Raw genomic sequence first — 16,228 nt, forward strand, 5'->3', positions numbered from 1 at the left:
AAATTTGACAGGATTAATGTTAATCCTGTCAAAAAACGCTAATCAATCTCCTTCACGACACGCCATCCTAGATCTCCTGATTTGACAGAGTCTACATGCTCACGTGATACGGCATTTGAATTAACGATATTACAGTGTACACTCGAACCACCACGCATGGTAAATTTTTCAGAAAGAGGGTCTACCCCTACCGGATTTATAAATAATCCGGCTTCGTGTTCGGAAAAATCGCGTACCACTTCCCAAACATTACCAATCATATCGTATATTCCAAAATTATTCGGGGGAAAATTACCCACATCCAAACGCGCTTGCTTGGTTTTTTTATGTACTTCTTTCCATTCATCGAAACTTTGTAGGGGTTGCTTATACCAATAATCTAGAGCGTTACTGGCATCGATATCTACCTCATCTCCCCAATGGAAACGCTCGTGCATACCGCTGCGACATGCGTATTCCCATTGCGCTTCTGTTGGTAGGTTTACTTTTAACGCTGCACAAAAGTCTTGGATTTCTTCCCAGGTTCTATTCACTGCGGGATAATTGCTATCTTGTGTTGGTCCATCACTGATCGCCGTCCACTGTTTCACTGTAATTTCATACTGCGAAATAAAAAAGGCTTTTGGCAACACCACTAGGCGATCTCCTTTGCGGCCCATGTTAAATTTACCAGGAGGAACCAACACAAAAGATACACTAACTCCGTTGTAGTCGATTTTTATTTGTAGCTTTAAGTTAGACTCTTTGGCATACCAACGTTGGTAACTTGTCGCGTACTCGCGCCTTGTCGCAACAGGTAAACTTTTCCACGTTTTTTTGGTAAAGTCCAGATAGTTATCTTTACTATTCCAACATATTTTCCAAATCTTTGTATTCCAACCTTTGGGAGAATTACCTTTTGACTTTTCTTGTTGCTTTTCCTGTTTTTCTTGTTTTTTCGGTGGCTGCTTTGCCAAAATGGAGAACTGTGTCAATTTCTTTTTCTTGGCGCGCTTAAAGGCAATTTCCGCCCAATCGTACTTTTCTTCTCGGGAAAATAAAATAGCTCCTGCATACAAAACTTCGGCATCTAATTTACTTTCAGGTATAGTTTTGTATAGAGAAAAAGTGGTAAAGTCTTCGACCTTGTGTCGACTTTTTTTAGTGGTGATAACATAGTTCTTTGTTATCTTCGCAATACGAAAACTGCGTGCATTTTTCTTTAGCGAATAAATATTCTTTTTGTTGCGCATCGCTTTTTTCGACAAGCGATAAAATTTATCAATAAAACGCAGCTCTTCCACAATACGTTTACCTTTATCATCGAGATAATCGATTTTTTGTTGCAGTTCCTGTAGTTGTTTCAAAGCTTGTCGATACCCATACTTAGTTATTTTGTCTTCGATATTTGCGATATACTCTTCCCACTGATGTTGCCATTTTTTATTGCGTAAAATTTGTTGCGCCGCCAATACTTTATCCACCTGCTCCTGTAATTCGCGTTTTAGTGATGGAGTCGTTTGTATTTCTTCTACTACGGAGTAATCTGCTTCCTCGGTTGTTTTTTGTAACTTCTGCAAATCGTTTTCATAAGCGTTTAAAATAAGACGCTGTTCTTTTATGATAAAGAAGGTAACTGCTTCTAAATTTACATACGTAACAAGTGACGCTTGCAATATCTCCCAACGCTCTTTACGCGTTTTATTGTGTAAATCTTTACGTATTTTTTCCATCATTTTTCGTACGTCTTGTTTTGGCGGATTTTTTTGTTGTGCCGTATTTCGAGCTTGATCTGGCTTAGGTTTCTTTTGTACAGATTTATTTTGATGTGATAACTTTAATTTACGATATAAACGGTCATATTTAGATTGTAAATCCACAAAAATGCTGTTTTTTTCCTGCAAACGCTTTAGCGCTCTTTCATTGTTAGAGACGTAAAGATAACGATGCGGAATATCAAATGAATTTTGAGACACCACCTTTATGTTTTGTTGAAAATGTTCGCGCAATGTGTTCTCACACTGTTCTATTTCATGTATAACGTCTTCTTCCAAAGACGTATTTTCCACTTTAGAAAGCAAACGAGTCCATTTTTCCCATGCATTGAGTGGTGTTAACGTTACACTATTGCGAATCGCGCGTATCTCATCGCCGAAGTCAGGCACTGACGACGATGAAGACATTTGCACAACAAAAAAGATCACAAACACAGCACATGCCGCTGTAATCCACATCGGCAACGGCGACTTCTTGCGTTTGGTGGCACGAATACCTGTCGCCTTGGTGTGGGCAGCGCGACTGCGCACATGAGTTTTTCCCACACGCCCCTTTGCATCTATACGCGCGGTTACTCTTTTACTACGCGTCTTATCATTTTGTTCACGAAGATGTGTAGGTGGTACTTGCTGTTCTAGAACCTCTGCCGATGATTCTTTCAGAATGCGCGCCAACTCTTGGGCTATAATTTTGGTTCTTTGTGGCCGTTGCTCTTTTTTCTTTTTGATGCACTGTAGACAGATTTTTTCTAAGGCAACAGGGATATTGGCACCCATTTTTCGCGGAGATACCGGATTTGCCGTTGCGATCTGAATCATAATCTCGCGTAGCCCTTGCCCTGTAACAACAGGTCTTCCAGTAATAATTTTGTATAGTATACAACCTAGAGCATAGATATCCGTCAAATGATCAATATCTTTTGCCCCTTCGGCTTGCTCTGGCGACATGTAGCGCAAAGTTCCCATCACTTGTCCTGTTTGTGACAAATCATTATTCCCCTTGCCTTTTGCCAGTCCAAAATCCATAATTTTAGGCTCTAATTTTTTGTCGATCATTATGTTGCATGGCTTTAAATCACGATGAATAATATTGCGTTTGTGCACAAAGTGCATCGCGTTGGCCACCTTTGCCATAATTTTTAGAGCACCTTCTAACGTAAGTGTCTTTTCTTCAAACATTTGCTTTAAAGTTTTTCCACTTACATACTCCATAACAAAAAAAAGATTTCCCTTATCTTCATCTATATCATAGGAACACACTATATTAGGATGCTGTAGCTGTGCTAGAGTTCGCGCTTCGCGATGAAATCTTGTCACTGTTTCCTTATCGCTGCAACCATGAATAAATTTGATCGCCACAGAGCGATCCATTTTTGTATCGCGCGCTTTATAAACAGCTCCCATTCCACCACGACCAAGTTCTTTTATAATTTGGTAGCGCCCCAAGAGTACCTTCGGTGTGCTTTCATCACTGGTGTTAAAATGTACATTCATAGCTTTTTCCACAAAATAGATAAATTATTATCACTTCAAGCCTTTTTTACAAAGGCTTGAAGCTGTAGGTAGCACTCTAATTTGACAATTCTCTTTGAATTTTTAACCCTTGTGGTTCAATCCACTTTTCAACACGTGACAATAAAAAATCGACAAAGATTGCCAAAGCCGCAGCGGGAATAGTACCACATAGTATGAGATAGTTATCATTGAGATTAATACCTGTCAAGATAAACTCTCCCAAACCACCACCCCCGATAAAAGCTGCTAATGTTGCCGTTCCTACGCAGATTACCGTTGCTGTTCTGACACCAGCCATAACAATTGTTGTCGACAGAGGAATTTCCAACATGGTGAGAATTTGCATATTGGTCATTCCCATGGCTCTTGCCGCTTCAATCAACTCGGGGTCTACAGAGATAATACCGGTATAGGCATTGCGAATAATTGGTAGAAGTGCATAAAGTGTCAAAGCGATAATTGATGGTACAACACCAATACCAAAAATGGGCACCATGATCGCCAGAATTGCTAAGCTAGGTATGGTTTGCATAACACCTGTCGTTCCCAAAACAAGAGGGGCAAAAGAGCGATATTTACCGATAAAAATTCCCAATGGCACACCAATGAGAATCGCTAAAATGGTACTGATACCAACGAGAAGTAAATGTTGCCGTGTTAGCTTTGTCATTTGGCTTTCTCGTTCTTTTTTAACGCTATCCTCTTTAATTAAACCTTCTACTTTTAAAAATTCATACGCCACATCGTAGAAGTCTTCTTTCTTGATTTCTACGCGATAATTGAGCTTTGTCATTTTCTCGTCGTTGAGTCTTCCCGCTAATGTATTAAACAGCGGCTCTAGTTCGGGGTATTTGCGCAATGTTTTCCCATAGACAAGAGGGGCAGCAAAATATGGAGGAAAAAAGTTCTTATCATCGCGTAAAGCTTTCAAGTTATACTTTACCAATTTTCCATCTGTACTAAAAGCACTTGTGCAATCCACTGTTTTCTCTGAAATCGCTTTATAGGCAAGGCTGTGTTCCATTGTCGTCACATTAGGTAAATCAAGTCCATAGAATTTACACATTGCGTAAAAACCATCCTCGCGGTGCATGAATTCGTGATTAAGCGCCAACTTAATTTTATCTTGAACGGTCACCAACTCGGAAACGGTGTTTATCGACCACTCTTTATTGACAACAATAACATAAGTATTATTAAATCCGAGTGGTGGCATCCAGTGCAAATCATATGTATCTGCGAACTGTTTTTTTAACGTTTTGTAAACGACATCAGCGCTTGCTCTGTTTTTTTTCTTTAGGACTACATTCCACGCTGTACCTGTGTACTCACAATAAACATCCAAGGCCCCTGAGTTAAGAGCTTCAAAACAAATTTTTGTTCCTCCCATCCACAGGTTGCGCTCTACTTTCAGTGACGTGTTTTGTTCAATAAGAATACTAATCATTTCTCCAAGTAAACGCGACTCAGGAAAAACTTTACTTCCCACCTTGATCGTATTATTGGCATATAAAGATATCAGTAAAGCGAGAACAATAGCTATTTTTTTCATCACACATTCCTATTCGTGGCTTTGTAAAAATTTTTCAACAAACTCTGTCGCGGGACTATTTTTGATATTCTCTGGTGTATCGTATTGCTCCATTTTCCCTTTGTCCATAATCATTATTTTATCAGCGAGAAGGAAAGCCTCTTCTAAATCATGGGTAACAAACAAAATGGTTTTCTCAAACTTTTCTTTTAATTCGATACATTTTTCCTGCAATTGTTTTCGCGTAACAGGATCTAGCGCAGAGAAAGGCTCATCCATTAAAATAACAGGTGGATCTGCGGCAAACGCCCGTGCGATTCCCACTCTTTGTCTCTGTCCACCGCTAAGTTGTGCAGGAAAGCGATCGCGATATTCTCCAGGATCAAGGTTCACTAAATCGAGAAGTTCATCCACACGTTGTTGAATTTTTGCATTAGGCCACCCTAAAAGAGAGGGAACAAGTGCAATATTGCGTTTTACTGTCCAATGCGGGAAAAGACCGCCACGCTGCATTACGTAACCCATTTCGCGACGCACATCAATCACGTTTTGTTGTAGAATATTTTCTCCGGAAAGTAAGATTTCTCCGCTTGTGGGTTCAATTAAACGATTGAGCATTTTCAATGTAGTGGTTTTACCACAACCACTGGTTCCGATAAAACACAATGTTTCACCGCGTTCCACAGTAAAATTCAAGTCACTTACTGCAACAAAATCATCGTACATTTTGCCTAAGTTTTTTACAGTAATCATTATTTTTCTTTCGTTGTTGATTCGACCTATTTCAAGAGATACATATGTCCCTCGACAGCCCAAGCTAGGCCACCATGTATTTCATTCTCTTCCAAAACAATATTGGCATAAGCTGCGTACATTTGGCGTGCTGCGCGTTCTGCGGGCATGCGTCCTTCACCTGTTCCCAAACCAGGGCATAACACACTATTTATTTTTGAATTACTGGAACGATTGAAGTCGCGAATTGCGATTAAAATGGCGCGAAACGCCAGGTAAGTATTTACGGTTTGTGAAACATCCATTGGTACGCGCATAGTTGGCGCGCTAATGAGGTAAGGTATGTCAATGCGATCTGTAGCAACGATGGTAGCTTGGCCTACGGCAAGTTCACCATCATATTTTTTTTCTAAATGAAGGCGTAGTTTTTTTTCTAAATCCCATCCAAAATGTTGGCTATACTGTAAATCTAAACCGCCATCCATATAGCCAAAACTATTTGCAGGACTTACAATGGCATCTGCAGTACTAGCAAGAATATTGCCATAAGAAATCTTTACATTGCGAAACTCACTAAAAAAGTTTTCCCATGCCACGATTAAATCAGAATCGATTGCTTTGAGGGTTATTTTTACGTTATCCATTTTATCTCCTATGATTTGTAAAAGTGTTCAACACTCTTACACTTTCATTGTAACAAAATCATAGGAGATAAACAAATTATAATCTCAGGCCCGTTAAATAAGACTTACAGAAATTTAATCTTCTAAAGAAAAAGAGATTTTTTCCACACCAGCAAAAGAAAATTCTAATTCCTGTTGTGCAAAAACCTTTTCGTCAACAGTAAAAGTATGACTACCGATTATGTCATGTTTTTTCAAGTCTTTGTCATACACTTCTATCTGAATTTTCATTTTTGGCGATACCTGAATTTGCGTATCAATTTCCCATATAGGTCGTAGATTATTTTTCATTACCTGACTAGTAAATTTCTTCACCCAAGTACCATTCTCTGCGACAGAAATGGTCACAAAAGAATCTGGCAAAACGCCTTTTTTCCAACCAATATCCCAGCGGCGATTATTATTTTTTCGCCCCTTAAACGTCGCCTTGTGCAACTTCAAACTCTTCACGCTAGGTACATCTTCTTTTTTCACCTTGGCAGAAATAGTCTGCACAGGTTTTTTGCCTACTTTGGCAATCACATGTAAACCGGAAGCATAGCCAGAAATCATCGCCTTACCTTTGATATGAATGACCAATGATTCTTGTTCATCGGCGTTTACATCTTCGGATTTTAAGAGTGGATACTCCGCGAGTTTAATGCGTCCTGCGGAATGAAGTACAACTTCACAAGGAGCTTTAATATCTTCCACTTGTAGCTGTTGGGCATCATACGTAATAAGTACAGCGACATTTTCCGCGTCTACTGGTCCAATATTCGAAATTTCGATGGTATAATTCAATTCTTGTCCGGTATCAATAAAACCTTCTGCCGATTCAACATCTGTCTCTAAATATGGAGCCGCAACCACTTCAAAATGCTCGCCACGCGCCATGGTCTTGCGTTGCGTAGATTCGTCACTTACATTGTAGTAAACAATTGCAGAAGCGGGATGATTGTCATCTTCTCCACGATAAAAGTTAAATAAATCGCAAGAAACTTGATATTCAATTGCTTGGTAGGACTTCAAACTGGCAAGCGGTTCAAAAACAATTCCATCTTCATCCACTTCATCATCGTCTTCGACAAGTGATGTCGCCGATGACAAAACTTCGACAGGGTCAATACCAAAACTAGTCGTTAGTACAAGTTTTACATCGCGAACTTCGTTATCGGAAATATTCGTCACCGTAACGGTATAAACAAGTTGTTGTCCGACAACCACAGCTCCTTTTGCTTTACTAACGGTAACCTTAAGAGGAGAATTTTTATCATAAGAAGTTTCTTCGTCATTATCACTAGCTTCGTCGTCTTCACTAGCCTCGTCTTCTTCGTCATCACTAGCTTTGTCGTCATCACTAGTTTCGTCGTCATCACTAGCTTCATCATCACTAGCTTCGTCGTCATCACTAGCTTCTTCATCGTTGGTCTCGTCAGCAACTTCGCGCTTATCATCGTCATCGTCGTTTACTTTTTGCCACAAAATGCCTTCATCTAAATCTTGATGGGGAAGTTCATCACCAAAGACTAAGGAAAATAAGCACATAAACAGCACAACATATTTCATCCTATACCCCTTTGTGTTGATATAAATTCGATTTGATTAAATAAAACTTTCGTCAATATATAAAAATATATTACTGGTACAATTAAAGCAAGTATGAGCTTTAAAGCTTCGAGAAAAGGTTGCTGATCTTCACTAGTAAATTTGAATATATTATGGGTAGGGTGGGTTTTGTCGTAAACAACTAGCAACTTATCTCCTACTTCAACACCATTCCACATATTTGCGGAAACTATTTTAAAATCGGCGTAACCTTGCTGTGTAATATTATCATGATACAAATATTCGACAACATATGTATCTTTTATGTGATTTTTTTTTGTGATTACCGCAGAGGATTTATCCCCATTTGTTTCAAAGTAATGTTGTTGCTGATGTTTACTCCAACCATATAAAAAAATAGTCAAAAGAGTCAAAATATAAATGAAAAATATTACACCAACAAAGTTATTTTGCATAATGAACCCCCAATGATGAAAAAGAGACATTTTGTTGCAAGACACTGCGGTTATTTTTATCGTGAATTTCTAGAGATAGACTCTCATTACTTTCATCTATGGTGATCACACCAAAATTCTTTTTGTTAAAACAATCACTAACGCGATACTCGGAATTCTCTTTACGCAAAACAGTAAGTGGAATAGAGGCATTATGCGTCATGCCGCTAGAAGTCACTTCGAAAATGGGAGGCAAATCCTGACGTTTTAAACAGGAGATTTCGGAAAAGTGTCGATCTCCACTAAGTAGCAACACTGAGTTGCATGTTTGTAGTAAATCCAAAAGACGTTTGCGCGCCTGGGGAAAATTCGCCCATTTTTCATAACGGTGTTTACGCGACAGAACTTGTATACTAGAACAAATGATGTGAATATGAGCCTTACTGTTTTGCAACTCGTCTTGAAGCCATTGCCATTGGCTTTCCCCCAAAATATCGGTATTTCGTCCCGGCATTTCGCGATGGTACCGCGTATCGAGAACCAACACTTTTACTTTAAGTTTTGGAGAAACGTCGTATGTGTATGCCCAATAGATACCTTGCTGGGTACGTCTCTTACTAGATTGTGGTTCATCCAAAAAATCTAAAAATAACTTTTGACTACCTACCTTAGCAGGGTATTCCTTGCCACCGTTATTCACACCATAATCATGATCATCCCAAGTACCGATAATAGGAACTTTGCTACGAAACTTTTGATACTTTTTTTTATCGCGTTGCTGTTGATATTTTTGTTGCATAATGGACATATCTTCGGTGTCTGCATAAATAACGTCTCCCAACCACACCCACAAGTTAGGCGAATTTTGCAAAATAACATCCCACAAAGGCTGTTTTTTATATTGCTTGTTGCAAGATCCAAATGCGATGACAAACGAATCTTGTTTACGCTGATCGGCATGGCAGCTTACGAGCAAAATCAAAACAAATATTAAATATCTCATCACTTACTCCTGTAATTCCTTTGGCGGACGACTCAAATTTTTCATTCTTTCGGCTAATTTATAATAAAAGTAATGTGGTAAACTTCGTACGAAATGATAAAACAGACGCATCTGCCAAGGATAGATGTATATATGTTTGCGCTTTGCCACTGCCTTGATCATTAACTGCGCTGCTTTTTCACTATCGATTAGCCACAAACGCTTTGGACTTTTGTTATTGATGGGAGTGTCGACATACCCCGGATGAATCGTAGTAAACTGTAATTTCGGAAAATCAACAGCCATTGCTTCCAGAAAATATTGCACACCTATTTTCGTGGTGCTGTAGATACTACGTCGTGGTAGTCCACGCATCGAAGCAGCAGAACCAATACCAACAATCGCACCAGACTCTTGCTCTCCCATGACATCTAAAGCTGCCTTGGCGGTATAAATAGCACCTTTTAAGTTAGTGTCTATCATTGTTTCCACTTTTTGCCAATTCCAATTATCCATAGAGGAATCATGACTTACACCACTGTTTATCCATACAATATCAATTTGACCCACATGCTCGGCGAAATCGTATATACATTGTTGAATTTGCATTTGATTGGATACATCGCATGAGCGAATCCAAAATGTACAATCGCTATCCTTGAACTCTTCCGCGAGTTCACGTAGTTTATTTTCACGCCGACTGAGAAGAGCAAAGTGCACACCAAATGGAACCAAAGCTTCACACAAGCTGCGCCCAAGCCCTGAAGAGGCACCGGTAATGACGATTTTTTTTCCTTGCCAGTACTTTTGCAAACGACTCATTTTATGGTTTCTCCCATAAACTATATTCATTATGATTCATTATGGTTTGCGATTTTTCCGCGAAAACAAGTTCCATTTTATCTACAGAAACACGTGGTTGTGTTTCAGGTATATAAACATAATCAATATGTACAACTTGCTGTGGCGAAGAAAAATGTTGTGGTCCAACAAGTCCTCCAAAGTGATCGCTGCGGCCAAAGGCTATGTGGAACCCCAACTTTTCATCCAGTAGAACTTCGCCAATAGGAGAAATCCCAAAATCACGCAAAATTCCGAAACCCAACTCGGCAATGTTTCCATACGCCGGCTCTTTTTGCAAGTGCTCGCGTTCTATTTCAGAAAAACGACCACTACTGATGACATTTACCACTTTGTTGTGTTTTATTTCGTATAGTACAACTTCATCGTCAAATTGTACAGGCAAAACACCTTCGCTCTGACTCTGAGGAGTTTCATTTGGAACAATGTACGTTTCGCCACTGGGAAGATTCCCCACCATTCCTGCCGTGGGAAATCTTCCCCCACTCACATGAGCCGTAGTAGAGCGTAAATCAAACTTCATCGAAAACGACTTGTCATCAACAGAAAATGTTAGACACAATGTATGTGCCGCGTCCAACAATTCTTTTAGTTGTAAAAGACGCTTATTCACAAGCTCATAGTCAATACGAAGTGCAGGCAACATATCAGAAGAAAAACCTGACATTGTTGCGGCGCGAAAATGGTATTTTTTAGCGGCAATTTTCATCGGAGCTGTCGCAGAATATTCCGACAACACCAAGAAAATTTGATATTTACCAAACACATCCTCTATACTTGTACTCTGGGGTAATTCTTCATTGGGAAAAGTACTTGGTGTTTCTTTATTCCATATGTACATCTCACATGGCAAATCGGCATTGTTTGATTTGACATTGCGATAGACGATTAGGTCAACGTGGTCTATTTGTAACTCAGACTTTATTTCTTGCAAAAGTAAGAACCATTCGTATGCAATTTTTCGACGTAAGGCCCAAGGGGAGTTATCTTCCTCTTTGTCATCGGGTAAATCCACAAGCAGTGCAATTTGTCGGTCGTCTTCTAGTTTGGGAAATACTGCCTGAAAAAGAGATGACATTTCTCGTTCGTTTAGATTCATCAAAGTTTCCTATTTGCTATTTTATTTTCATTCTGGATTATTTTGGTGTATAATCAAAAAAAAAGAAACACTTTAGTGTTTTCGCGGAGAAAAACAAATGAATCCTTATGATAATCTGGATCAGGCAAATAAACCAACAAAAAAAATGATTCTTCCACAACAAAACAACGCGGCGCGATACATAGGACCTTACAAAATTATCGACACAATTGGCCGCGGTGGAATGGGAGAGGTGTATAAAGCGCAACATGTCCACAGCCAAACGACTGTCGCCATTAAGGTTTTCGTCTACAACAACGACACATCTATTCAAGATGTAAAAAGATTCTTAGAAGAAGCGCGTACAACAGCCAAACTGAATCACCCCAATATCATTAAAATATATGATGTGCAACAAATGGAGAATTTTTCGTACATCGTGACAGAATTTATTGATGGCCTACCTTTTAACAAAGCAATCACAGAGTACAATATTCCACTGGAAAAAAGACTTGAGATTATTAAGCAAGTTGCTTCCACGCTGGAGTACACTCATAAAAATAACGTCATCCACCGTGATATAAAACCGGAAAACATATTGGTCCGTTCCGACTTTAAACCCACGCTAATGGACTTTGGGATCGCAAAAAACTTATCAAAGTCGACACAACTTACGCTGGAAGGCGAATTGCTAGGAACCCCCCATTACATTGCCCCTGAGCAAGCAAGTTCAGGAGACAAAAATCTTCCTGCCTCCGATATTTATTCTTTAGGAGCGGTTCTTTATGAGGTAATTACCGGCACAACTCCTTTTACCGGAGCCACAGACTTTGAAGTGTTGTACAATGTCGCCAATAAAAAAGTTACCCCACCAAGCACCATAAATCCAGAGCTCCCGAAAGAATTAGATAATATCTGCCTCAAAGCACTCAAAAGAGAACCACAAAACCGTCATGGTAGTGCGCGAGAATTCGGCAGAGAATTAGGAATATTCCTCAAAAGAGAAGCTCTTGGTTCTACGCAAAGAAATAAAAAGAATCGTCAAACGCCTGCATTATCCGGAGATATGAAAATTTATGTGGTTGTCGCAATTGTTGGTATGTTGCTTTCAACGACATTTATTGCCTCTTATATATGGTTGGGAGGTAACACCAAACAACCTATCGACAACAGCGAAAACAGTGAAAACAGCGAAAACAGCGAAAACAACGCCGTGTTACAAAATAACACCGAACAAGCACAAAACAACGATACACAATTGTCGAATGATGACACCGCACAAAATAATGCCTCTTATGAAGAAATACTAAAACTAAAAAGCGAGTTGCAAACAAAAATGCAATTAAAAGATATTGCGGGAGCTATTGACACGGCAAAGCGTATTGAAGCTTTAGATAATGAAGACGCGGAGAATCTACTCATACTCGCTTCGCTACACCAAAGTAAAAGAGATTTTATTACTGGAATTGAATACTGCAATAAAGTGCTAAATAAAAACAATCAACACGCGGATGCTTACCAACGACGCGGTTACATTTATTTTTCCATGCAAGAATTTGATTTGTGCATCGAAGATTTAAAAATATGCTTACAATACACCAACAAACAAGCACTTATCTATAACTACATCGCTCAGAGCTATATGGGAAAACGAGATTTTCGCAAAGCAATAGAACACAGTAACAACGCCTTGCGTTTAAACTCAAATATGGTAGATGCTTACTATACCAGGGCAAGAGCATTGCGTGCTGCAAGACAATTTACACAAGCCATTCAAGATTTCAACACATTGTTGCGTTTCCATCCTAACAATATTCAAGCTTTGGCAGAACGCGGAGGTACTTTTATGCAAATCCAGCAGTTTCCTCAAGCGACACAGGATTTTGTCAAAATCACAAAGCTCAATCCGCAAAATCCAATGGGATATATCAACCTCGGTAGAAGTCTAATGGCTATGGGAAAACACGAACAGGCAACTCGAGTGACTCACCAAGCAATAAATTTAAATCCTTCGGCAGTGAATCACTTTTACGCGAGTCAAACACTCTACATGAAGAAACCTTTAGATGCAAAAGACATGCAACATATTTTACGTCACTTGAATCAAGCAATTCAAATCAATCCACAATTTGCCCATGCCTACTTCCTACGTGCGCAAACCTACGCGCGTATAAAGAATAAAGCAGCTGCACGTAAAGATTTCAACAGTGTATTGCAACTCGTTCCTAATTCTAATATGGCTTTTCAAGCCAAACAGCAAATGCAAAAACTAAAGTAGGAGTTGTTTATCATGATCAAACATTTTTTTATTCTGAGCTGTAGTTTAATTTTACTAAGTTGTGTTTCGACTACTTCCGAGTGGAAGTCCGATGAAATAGAGGGTGTGGGTTCTTACACTCCGCCGCCACCGAATATCAATAGAAAGTCACTTGCTGTTCTAGAGTTTAAGGACAAAACAGGTGGAAATCGCGAGGATGCGGCCATTGATCAAATGACAACATTATTGTTAAAAACACGCCGTTTTCGCATTATCGAACGCGCACGCCTAGACGACGTCCTAAAAGAGCAGAATATGGAAGGAATCGTCGATCCAAACACCATGGCACAAAAACGAAAAGTAAAAGGTGCGGAATTATTATGTTATGGCTCGCTCACCAACTTTGAAGTGAAAACAACCAGAACACGTAATCGCGGTGGTATTCTAAATAGGCTGCCAATTAGCGTTTTGGACATAGACTTTAAAAAAGAAAAGTTGGACTTTGATATTGGTGTAGACGTTCGCATTGTAGACTCCACAACAGGAGAAGTAATATTTGCCGAAAGCGCAGATGTCAAACGCACAGAAACAGCAAGTGCTATGGGACTTGAACTTGTGGGAATATCTGCTCGTGGAGATGGTTCTATACGTATTAGTAACAACAATCAAGGAAAACTATTGCGCATGGCCCTTGACAAGGTGGTCAAAAAAATGCTTCGCGATATTGATTATGTCAATACCTACTACGACTAGGGGCCGCTATGAGATATGTTATCGCCATATGTATTGTTTTTTTACTCCTCGGCTGCGCCTCTACAGAGTCAAAGTTAGAAAACAGTGAAATTCCCGATATAGGACAATACCCTCCTCCTAAAAAAGGTATTACAAAAAAACGTTTAGCTGTCATTGATTTTAAGGACAAAACAGGTGGACAACGCGGGGAGGCCGGGGCCGATCAAATGACAACGTTACTCTTTAAAACGCGAAGATTTCGTGTCATTGAGCGCACAAGACTAAAAGATCTGCTTGCCGAGCAAAACCTCGCTGGCATCGTAGAGCCTGACGAGCTTATAAAAAAAGGTAAAATCAAAGGTGTTGATTTACTGTGTTTTGGTTCTATCACTAACTTTGAAATTCAACACAATGATAAATCACTCAGCGGCGGTATTCTAAGTACCCTTGCAAACGTGGTAGCAAACTACTATAGTCCTGTCCCCATACCCAACTTGGACTTCGACTATTTGAAAGTACAATTGGATTTTCACATCGGAGTAGATGTACGCATTGTCGATACAACAACAGGAGAAGTCTTATTTGCTGACTCTTCCGATGTCAAACGTACAGAGACAGCAAGTAGTTTAGGTCTCGTCATCGCAGGTATCTCAACACGTCCCGATGGAAGAGTTGAAATAGACAATGAAAATCAAGGTAAGTTGCTACGCATGGCTTTAGACCGCGCCGTAAAAAAAATGTTACCTGACATTGACTACAGCTTGGAAGCAAATATGCATAAGTAAGGTTTTGAGTAAAAAATAAATTGTTTAGATAAAAAGTAGGTCTCGCGAGACCTACTTTTTTTGTTTTACTTTTTATACTGTAAAGGTCGCTCATGAATATTTTAGTTTTGTTCCCCAATGATTACGACACCCTTTTTCTAAACCAGAAAAGATTTCCAGAGCACCAATTTTTTTTCGAAGGTGAAAATAATATCACTTCACACCTCGAAGAGTTTTGCATCCAGAGTTTTATTGCAAAAATAAAACAAAAGTACCCAAAAATTGATGCAGTAATCACCTCCCAAGATTATCCAGGCATATTAGCAGCGACGATACTCGCGGGCGAAATAGGAATTCCCGCATGTACTCCTGAAGCCACAATAACACTGCAACACAAATATTACAGTCGTTTAACTCAATGTAAACACTTACCAGAAGATACACCGCGGTTTACCGTGGTCTCAATTGACGAGAATATTTCCCATCGCGAAGACCTCTTTTTTCCATGCTTTATCAAACCAGTCAAAGCGGTATTCTCCTTTTTAACGGCGCAAATCGACAACAAACAGCAACTCCAAGAATTTATCGATTGTCACCGCGAAGAACTGCGAGCGTTCTCGCAACCATTTAACGATATTCTAGCCCAATATCCACAATTTACAATTGATGCCAATCACTTTATCTTAGAAGAGGTTCTAAAAGGTACACAAGTAACATTAGATGGATTCTGTCACAACGGGGATGTTACCATTATGGGAATTGTCGATTCCATCATGTATCCCGGAACGGAAAGCTTTCGTAGTTTTGAATACCCCTCAAAGTTACCAAAAGATGTACAGCAACGCATGATAACAATGGCAAAAACATTTGTAAGTAACAGCGGATACAACAGTGGCATGTTTAACTTAGAAATGTTTTATGATTCATCTACAAATAAAATAGATATTATCGAAGTCAACCCCCGCATATTTTTTGCTGCTGCCGATTATTTCGAAAAAGTGCAAGGCGTCAACACTTATGAAACTTGTGTCGATATTGCTTTAGGAAAAAAACCACACATACCAAACATTGAAGGTGAATTTAAAGTAGCCGCGACATTTACACCACGGTTATTTGAGGACAAATTTGTTCAAAGAATCCCTACAGCAGAAGAAATCGCGCAACTCAAAAAGCAATTTCCTGATCTCATTTTGAAACTAGAACATAAAGCCGGTCAACGACTTTCAGATACCATTCAAAGTAGTGGCAGTTATAAATACGCCGTATTAAATCTCGGTGCTGATAGTTGGCAACAGCTGTATGACAAATACGACCAAGTAATGAGTATGCTGAATTTTGAATTTATTTAGCTGGGTAA

The 16,228-nt window shown here is 39.4% G+C and carries 13 protein-coding genes; 4 read left to right on the top strand and 9 right to left on the bottom strand.

Going from position 1 to position 16,228, the window contains the following annotated elements:
• Positions 1-38: 38 nt before the first annotated feature.
• The 9 genes from UABAM_RS14700 to UABAM_RS14740 all read right to left on the bottom strand — a co-directional run bounded on the left by UABAM_RS14700 (position 39) and on the right by UABAM_RS14740 (position 11,139).
• Positions 39-3,248 carry a bifunctional serine/threonine-protein kinase/formylglycine-generating enzyme family protein gene (locus tag UABAM_RS14700; protein WP_151968762.1) on the bottom strand — a complete coding sequence of 1,070 codons (3,210 nt, stop codon included), beginning with the start codon at positions 3,246-3,248 and terminating at the stop codon, positions 39-41.
• 76 nt (positions 3,249-3,324) lie between these two features.
• Entirely contained in the window at positions 3,325-4,821 is a 1,497-nt protein-coding gene (locus UABAM_RS14705; RefSeq protein ID WP_151968763.1) for a glycine betaine ABC transporter substrate-binding protein, read from the bottom strand.
• 9 nt (positions 4,822-4,830) lie between these two features.
• Positions 4,831-5,553, bottom strand: coding sequence for an ABC transporter ATP-binding protein (locus tag UABAM_RS14710; RefSeq protein WP_151968764.1), 723 nt, complete (start codon positions 5,551-5,553; stop codon positions 4,831-4,833).
• Positions 5,554-5,579: 26 nt separating this feature from the next.
• Positions 5,580-6,176 (bottom strand): macro domain-containing protein, encoded by a 597-nt coding sequence (locus UABAM_RS14715; RefSeq protein ID WP_151968765.1) that lies wholly within the window; start codon positions 6,174-6,176, stop codon positions 5,580-5,582.
• A 114-nt stretch (positions 6,177-6,290) separates the two neighbouring features.
• Positions 6,291-7,763, bottom strand: coding sequence for a hypothetical protein (locus UABAM_RS14720; protein ID WP_151968766.1), 1,473 nt, complete (start codon positions 7,761-7,763; stop codon positions 6,291-6,293).
• On the bottom strand, positions 7,760-8,218 hold the full coding sequence (locus UABAM_RS14725; RefSeq protein WP_151968767.1) for a hypothetical protein: 459 nt from the start codon (positions 8,216-8,218) through the stop codon (positions 7,760-7,762). Before UABAM_RS14725 ends, UABAM_RS14720 begins: the two co-directional genes overlap by 4 nt.
• Positions 8,208-9,200 carry an alkaline phosphatase D family protein gene (locus UABAM_RS14730; protein WP_151968768.1) on the bottom strand — a complete coding sequence of 331 codons (993 nt, stop codon included), beginning with the start codon at positions 9,198-9,200 and terminating at the stop codon, positions 8,208-8,210. Before UABAM_RS14730 ends, UABAM_RS14725 begins: the two co-directional genes overlap by 11 nt.
• Positions 9,201-9,203: 3 nt before the next feature.
• Positions 9,204-10,001, bottom strand: a complete 798-nt coding sequence (locus UABAM_RS14735) for an SDR family NAD(P)-dependent oxidoreductase (protein ID WP_173013330.1) — start codon at positions 9,999-10,001, stop codon at positions 9,204-9,206.
• Between the two features lies 1 nt (position 10,002).
• Positions 10,003-11,139 carry a M29 family metallopeptidase gene (locus UABAM_RS14740; RefSeq protein WP_229759403.1) on the bottom strand — a complete coding sequence of 379 codons (1,137 nt, stop codon included), beginning with the start codon at positions 11,137-11,139 and terminating at the stop codon, positions 10,003-10,005.
• 97 nt (positions 11,140-11,236) lie between these two features.
• Between UABAM_RS14740 and UABAM_RS14745 the strand changes: the two genes are divergently transcribed.
• The 4 genes from UABAM_RS14745 to UABAM_RS14760 all read left to right on the top strand — a co-directional run bounded on the left by UABAM_RS14745 (position 11,237) and on the right by UABAM_RS14760 (position 16,220).
• Positions 11,237-13,396: a serine/threonine-protein kinase gene (locus UABAM_RS14745; RefSeq protein ID WP_151968771.1), complete on the top strand. Its 2,160-nt coding sequence runs from the start codon at positions 11,237-11,239 to the stop codon at positions 13,394-13,396.
• 12 nt (positions 13,397-13,408) lie between these two features.
• On the top strand, positions 13,409-14,128 hold the full coding sequence (locus UABAM_RS14750) for a CsgG/HfaB family protein (protein WP_151968772.1): 720 nt from the start codon (positions 13,409-13,411) through the stop codon (positions 14,126-14,128).
• An 8-nt stretch (positions 14,129-14,136) separates the two neighbouring features.
• Positions 14,137-14,892: a CsgG/HfaB family protein gene (locus UABAM_RS14755; RefSeq protein WP_151968773.1), complete on the top strand. Its 756-nt coding sequence runs from the start codon at positions 14,137-14,139 to the stop codon at positions 14,890-14,892.
• 92 nt (positions 14,893-14,984) lie between these two features.
• Positions 14,985-16,220: an ATP-grasp domain-containing protein gene (locus tag UABAM_RS14760; RefSeq protein ID WP_151968774.1), complete on the top strand. Its 1,236-nt coding sequence runs from the start codon at positions 14,985-14,987 to the stop codon at positions 16,218-16,220.
• Positions 16,221-16,228 lie beyond the last annotated feature (8 nt).

Origin of the sequence: Candidatus Uabimicrobium amorphum, from assembly GCF_009002475.1 — a bacterium.
GTDB lineage: Bacteria > Planctomycetota > Uabimicrobiia > Uabimicrobiales > Uabimicrobiaceae > Uabimicrobium > Uabimicrobium amorphum.

Coding starts and splice junctions, on each gene's coding strand:
- UABAM_RS14700 (WP_151968762.1), bottom strand. CDS start 3,248: ATGAATGTACATTTTAACACCAGTGATGAAAGCACACCGAAGGTACTC.
- UABAM_RS14705 (WP_151968763.1), bottom strand. CDS start 4,821: ATGAAAAAAATAGCTATTGTTCTCGCTTTACTGATATCTTTATATGCC.
- UABAM_RS14710 (WP_151968764.1), bottom strand. CDS start 5,553: ATGATTACTGTAAAAAACTTAGGCAAAATGTACGATGATTTTGTTGCA.
- UABAM_RS14715 (WP_151968765.1), bottom strand. CDS start 6,176: ATGGATAACGTAAAAATAACCCTCAAAGCAATCGATTCTGATTTAATC.
- UABAM_RS14720 (WP_151968766.1), bottom strand. CDS start 7,763: ATGAAATATGTTGTGCTGTTTATGTGCTTATTTTCCTTAGTCTTTGGT.
- UABAM_RS14725 (WP_151968767.1), bottom strand. CDS start 8,218: ATGCAAAATAACTTTGTTGGTGTAATATTTTTCATTTATATTTTGACT.
- UABAM_RS14730 (WP_151968768.1), bottom strand. CDS start 9,200: ATGAGATATTTAATATTTGTTTTGATTTTGCTCGTAAGCTGCCATGCC.
- UABAM_RS14735 (WP_173013330.1), bottom strand. CDS start 10,001: ATGAGTCGTTTGCAAAAGTACTGGCAAGGAAAAAAAATCGTCATTACC.
- UABAM_RS14740 (WP_229759403.1), bottom strand. CDS start 11,139: ATGAATCTAAACGAACGAGAAATGTCATCTCTTTTTCAGGCAGTATTT.
- UABAM_RS14745 (WP_151968771.1), top strand. CDS start 11,237: ATGAATCCTTATGATAATCTGGATCAGGCAAATAAACCAACAAAAAAA.
- UABAM_RS14750 (WP_151968772.1), top strand. CDS start 13,409: ATGATCAAACATTTTTTTATTCTGAGCTGTAGTTTAATTTTACTAAGT.
- UABAM_RS14755 (WP_151968773.1), top strand. CDS start 14,137: ATGAGATATGTTATCGCCATATGTATTGTTTTTTTACTCCTCGGCTGC.
- UABAM_RS14760 (WP_151968774.1), top strand. CDS start 14,985: ATGAATATTTTAGTTTTGTTCCCCAATGATTACGACACCCTTTTTCTA.